The organism is Paenibacillus sp. oral taxon 786 str. D14, from assembly GCF_000159955.1.
GTDB lineage: Bacteria > Bacillota > Bacilli > Paenibacillales > Paenibacillaceae > Fontibacillus > Fontibacillus phoenicis.
Genome location: NZ_GG695974.1, coordinates 141,294 through 146,887, shown reverse-complemented (window position 1 = coordinate 146,887; position 5,594 = coordinate 141,294). Strand labels below are relative to the sequence as shown.

Below are 5,594 nucleotides of genomic sequence, written 5' to 3'. Positions count from 1 at the left end.
CGATCCCATCACGAAAACGCTAACCTACGTGACAACACGCTGGAATATGCGGGTTTTACCTGTGAACGGTTGTGGTATAATCACGATGATTTGCGAAAACGGGGTTGCATTTGACAGCTTGCAACAACAAACAGAAACGGGTGATCAGAATTGTTTGAACTCAAATGGCTGTGGCAGAATTTGGAGGGCAACCGGGCCAGATATATCACGGCGCTGGTGCTTTCCGTCGTGGGCTCCTCGCTCATGATTATCAATCCGTACATAGGCCAACGCATTGTCGACACGTTTATCACAGGTGAACATGCGATGGAAAATTTATCGCAGCAACGGGGACTGCTGATCATGCTCTGCTTGGGGATGATTGTTTTCTCTCTGCTGCGGACGGGGCTTGCTTATTTGACGACGATGCAATACGAGCAGGCTTCGCAAAATATGCTGTACAAAGTCCGCATCTACCTCTACAACAAAATCCAAGGCCAGGATATGGAGTACTATGACCATAACCGGACCGGGGACCTCATGACCAAGATGACCGGGGACCTGGACATGGTGCGGCACTCGATGGCGTGGATTATCAAGACGATTATTGAATCGGTGACGATCTTTGTTGCGGCCGTCGCTTATTTTTTCACAATTGATGCTGTGTTGACGCTGTGGCTGCTGGTCTTGGCGCCTCCGATCTTCATCGTGGCTTACATCTTCGCGAAAAAGGTCCGTCCAATGTACGTGGATCTGCGCGAGCGGTTGTCCCAACTGAACACGATCACCCAAGAGAACATCTCGGGGAACCGCGTCGTTAAAGCCTTTGCCCGTGAAGAATTTGAAATCGAGAAGTTCACCGACAAGAACATTCACTTCTCAGAAGCGAACAGGAAAGCCGCGCTCGTGTGGCTGGACTACTTCCCGTATCTGGAGACGTTCGCACAAGCGTTTAACGTGATCCTGATGCTGGCTGGCGGATATTTTGTCATGCAGGGACGGATTACCTTCGGGGAATTTTCCGCGTTCTCCGCATTGATCTGGGCCGTATCCAACCCGATGCGCAACATCGGCATTATCATTAACGATATTCAACGTTTCTTCGCCAGCTTAAGTAAAATTGTAGAAATTTATTACGCCAAACCAAAAATCGTAAACGAGCACAAAGCGATCGAAAAGCGCCGTTACGAAGGACGGATCGAATTCAAGCATGTCAGCTTCAAATATGACAGCAATGAAGTGCTTCACGATATCAGCTTCTCGGTGAATCCGGGGGAAACGATCGCCATTATGGGCTCAACCGGTTCGGGCAAAACATCGCTCGTAAACCTGATCCCCCGCTTTTACGACGTATCCGACGGGCAAGTGTTGGTTGACGGCGTGGACGTCCGCGACCTGGAGCTCGATGAGCTCCGCAGCAACATCGGCATCGCGACCCAGGACGTGCTGCTGTTCTCCGATACGATCGACGGAAATATCGCTTACGGCGATCCCGAACTGCCGGAGGAACAAACGAGAGAGTATGCCCGGCTCGCTGCTGCGCATGATTTTATTACGAAAATGCCGGAAGGGTATGACACCATCGTTGGGGAACGCGGCGTCGGCTTATCCGGCGGTCAGAAGCAGCGGATTGCGCTGGCCCGGGCGCTGGCGGTGCGCCGACCGATTCTGATCCTCGACGACACCACCTCCGCGGTTGACTTGGAAACCGAGGAGCATATCCAGAAGAGCTTGCGCGAGCTGAACTTCCCGTGCACGAAGCTGATCATTGCCCAGCGCGTGTCGACCACGGCCGAAGCGGACCGCATTCTGATCCTGGACGGCGGACGGCTGATCGAGGAAGGCACCCATGCGGAATTGCTCGCGAAACGCGGCTATTATTACGATGTATTTATGCTTCAAAATGAAGGGATCGGAAGGACGGTGAGCGCCCATGGCCAGAAATAAGTTCGATGTGGATGAGAATCTGGAGTCTCCTTTTGACATAAAGCACTTCAAACGTGCCATGGTGTACATCCGAAAACAGCAGAAGCCGATGATCATCGCGTTTGTGCTGAGCGCCTTGTCGGCTGCAATCGCGCTATCGGCGCCGCTCATTATTCAACACGTTGTGGACGTGACGATTCCGGAGAAAGCGTTTGGTGCGCTGGTCGGGTGGTCTGCGCTGATGCTGCTCACGATCGTGGTCAGCGTCGAGCTGGCGACGATCCGCTCCCGGATCATGACCCGGGTCGGCCAGGATATCATCTTCGATATCCGTACGGATCTGTTCAAGCATCTGCAGCAGCTGCCGTTTAAATATTACGACGACCGCCCGCAAGGGAAAATCCTGATCCGCGTCGTCAACTACGTCAACGCCGTATCGGACGTTTTGTCCAACGGGATCATCAACTTTATTTTGGAGATCGTCAACTTGATCTTTATCGCTGTGTTTATGTTTGCGTTGGATGTCCGGTTGTCGTTCGTCACCTTGGCCGGATTGCCGGTGTTCCTCGGCGTTATGCTGCTGATCAAAACCCGGCAGCGCCGGGCATGGCAGGCTGTTTCCAACAAAAGCTCCAACATGAACGCGTATTTGCAGGAGAGCATCAGCGGGATTGGCGTGACGCAAATTTTCTCCCGCGAGAAGCATAACGAAGGCATCTTTACCCGCCTGGCCGGCAACTACCGCAAGGAATGGATGCGGGCGCTTCGCTACAACGCCCTGATCCCGTTCTCCGTCGACAACCTGGCGACGATCGTCACGACGCTGATCTATATGGTTGGCTTGCTTGCGATGGGTCCGGAAGGCGTGACCTTCGGGGTCATCCTTGCGATGAGTAACTATGCGGCCCGCTTCTGGCAACCGATCCTGAACCTGTCCCAGCTGTATAACAACTTCATTAACGCCGTCGCTTATCTGGAACGGATCTTCGAAACGATGGATGAACCGGTGACGGTCAGCGATGTCCCGGGGGCGAAGGCTTTGCCGCCGGTGCAGGGCAACGTCCAATTCAAAGACGTTACGTTTGCTTACGATCCAGGCCTGAACATTCTGGAGCACCTGAACTTCGAGGTAAAAGCCGGGGAAAGCATCGCCCTCGTCGGACCGACGGGCGCGGGCAAGACCACGGTCGTCAACCTCATCTCGCGCTTCTATAATGTGAGCGAAGGCGCGATTCTGATCGATGGTCACGACATCTCTCAAGTGACGTTGAAGTCGCTGCGCAGCCAGATGGGGATAATGCTGCAGGATAGCTTTATTTTCTCGGGTACGATCATGGATAATATCCGATACGGCAAGCTGGACGCCACCGAGGAGGAAGTCATCGCCGCGGCCAAAACGGTCTGCGCGGACGAGTTCATCCGCGAGTTTGAGCAAGGGTACTACACCGAGGTGAACGAACGCGGCTCGAAGCTCTCCCAAGGACAGCGGCAGCTCATCTCGTTCGCCCGGACGCTGCTGGCCGATCCGCGCATTCTGATCCTGGACGAAGCGACCTCCTCGATCGACGCCAAGACGGAGCGCCTGCTTCAGCAAGGCTTAAACGAGCTGCTCAAGGGACGCACCTCGTTCATCATCGCGCACCGGCTGTCGACGGTGAAGAACTGCGACCGCATCATGTATGTCTCCGACAAGGGGATTGCCGAATCCGGCTCGCATGATGAGCTGATGGCCAAACGTGGTCTGTACTACCGCTTGTATACCGCGCAGAAGATGGAAGCTGTATAGATCATGCAAAAATAAAGGCAATTCCGCCAAGCCAACTTTACCTGGCTGACGGAGTTGCCTTTTTGTTTTTACCGGACGCTGGGTACCGGACGCTGGGATATCAAAATTTGTCGAATTGTGAAATGGTTCACTTACTATGGTATGCCCTTATGTTATCCTCTCCAAGGGGAACGAAAGAGAAACAGCACCCCGATATAGACAGAAGTGGAGGGTTTATCATGCAAAAGAAAGTTACAGCAGCACTCATTCTCGTCTTATCCTTGATGCTTGTCATCGCGGGATGCGGCAACAATGGGAATGAGCCTCAGAACCAGGCTCAGGATCAGAACCAGACGCAGGCTGGCGGACAGACGGACAAAGCCAAAGAAAACGAAGCCGAAGCCGTAGCCGGCGCATCCGAAAAAAGCTATACGCCTCACGATCAATTGAAGGACAGCTACGATATCATTATCATCGGCGCAGGCGGTGCTGGCATGACCGCAGCACTCGAAGCGAAAGCCAACGGTATGAACCCCGTTATCTTCGAGAAAATGCCGGTGGCCGGCGGTAACACGACGAAATCGTCCTCCGGCATGAACGCCTCGGAGACGAAATTCCAAAAGGAACAAGGCATTGAAGACAGCAACGACAAGTTCTATGAAGAGACGCTAAAAGGTGGCCACAATACAAATGATACCGAACTGTTGCGTTTCTTCGTTGACCATTCCGCAGGCGCGATCGATTGGCTCGATTCCATTGGCATTCGGTTGAATAACCTCACGATTACGGGCGGCATGAGCGAAAAACGCACGCACCGTCCGGAAGACGGCTCCGCCGTGGGACAATACCTGGTGGACGGCCTGGTCCGAAACGTTGAAGAACAAGGCATTCCGTTGTTCGTCAACGCCAATGTCAAGGAGATTACTCAGCAAGACGGCAAAGTCAACGGCGTGAAGGTGGTCCTGAACGATACCGAAGAAAAAACGATTACCGGCAAAGCCGTCATCGTGGCGACCGGCGGTTACGGGGCCAATCCGGAAATGATCACGCAGTTTAGACCGGACTTAAAGGGATATGTCACGACCAACCAAGCTGGCAGCACCGGCGACGGCATTACGATGATTGAGAAATTGGGCGGCGTTACCGTTGATATGGATCAGATCCAGGTTCACCCGACTGTTCAACAGGAGAAATCTTATCTGATCGGTGAAGCCGTGCGCGGCGAAGGCGCGATCCTTGTTTCCAGCGAAGGCAAGCGTTTCTTTAATGAAATGGACACGCGCGATAAAGTGACCAACGCGATCAATGCCCTGCCTGAGAAGTCCGCCTACCTTGTCTTTGATTCCGGTGTGAAATCCCGAGCTAAAGCGATCCAACAATATGAGAAGATGGGCATTGTACTCCAGGGCGACACGATTGAAGCTTTGGCCGAAAAGATGGGTGTACCGGCAAATGCTTTGGCGCAAACGTTAGAAACTTGGAACGCGGCTGTTCAGAATCAAAATGACGCCGAATTCGGCAGAACCACCGGGATGGATAACGATTTGTCCGGCGCACCGTACTATGCCATCAAAATTGCTCCCGGCATCCACTACACCATGGGCGGCGTGAAAATCAACACCAACACAGAAGTATTGAACAAAGAAGGCAACCCAATCCCAGGTCTGTTTGCCGCTGGCGAAGTTACCGGCGGGTTGCACGGGGATAACCGGATCGGCGGCAACTCCGTGGCCGATATTATCATTTTCGGACGTCAGGCCGGCGTGAAGGCGGCCGAGTTCGTGAAGGCGCAATAAGCTGAACGATCATGAGATAGGGACCCGTCAAGGCTTGGACTCCAAAGAGTTCGAGCTTTGGCGGATTTTCTTTTTTGAGGAAATGATCTTTGGGAATACTAAATAACCACCCACGATACACGAAACCT

General features: G+C 53.2%; 3 protein-coding genes. All 3 read left to right on the top strand.

The genetic code is table 11. The annotated features are described in order from the left end of the window. Positions 1-150 precede the first annotated feature (150 nt). Positions 151-1,926, top strand: coding sequence for an ABC transporter ATP-binding protein (locus POTG_RS09295; RefSeq protein WP_009224577.1), 1,776 nt, complete (start codon positions 151-153; stop codon positions 1,924-1,926). Further along, positions 1,913-3,691: an ABC transporter ATP-binding protein gene (locus POTG_RS09290; RefSeq protein ID WP_009224576.1), complete on the top strand. Its 1,779-nt coding sequence runs from the start codon at positions 1,913-1,915 to the stop codon at positions 3,689-3,691. The genes POTG_RS09295 and POTG_RS09290 overlap by 14 nt, the downstream gene beginning before the upstream one ends. A gap of 218 nt (positions 3,692-3,909) precedes the next feature. Beyond that, complete coding sequence (locus tag POTG_RS09285; protein WP_009224575.1) at positions 3,910-5,466, top strand: flavocytochrome c; 1,557 nt, start codon at positions 3,910-3,912, stop codon at positions 5,464-5,466. The last annotated feature ends 128 nt before the right edge of the window (positions 5,467-5,594 follow it).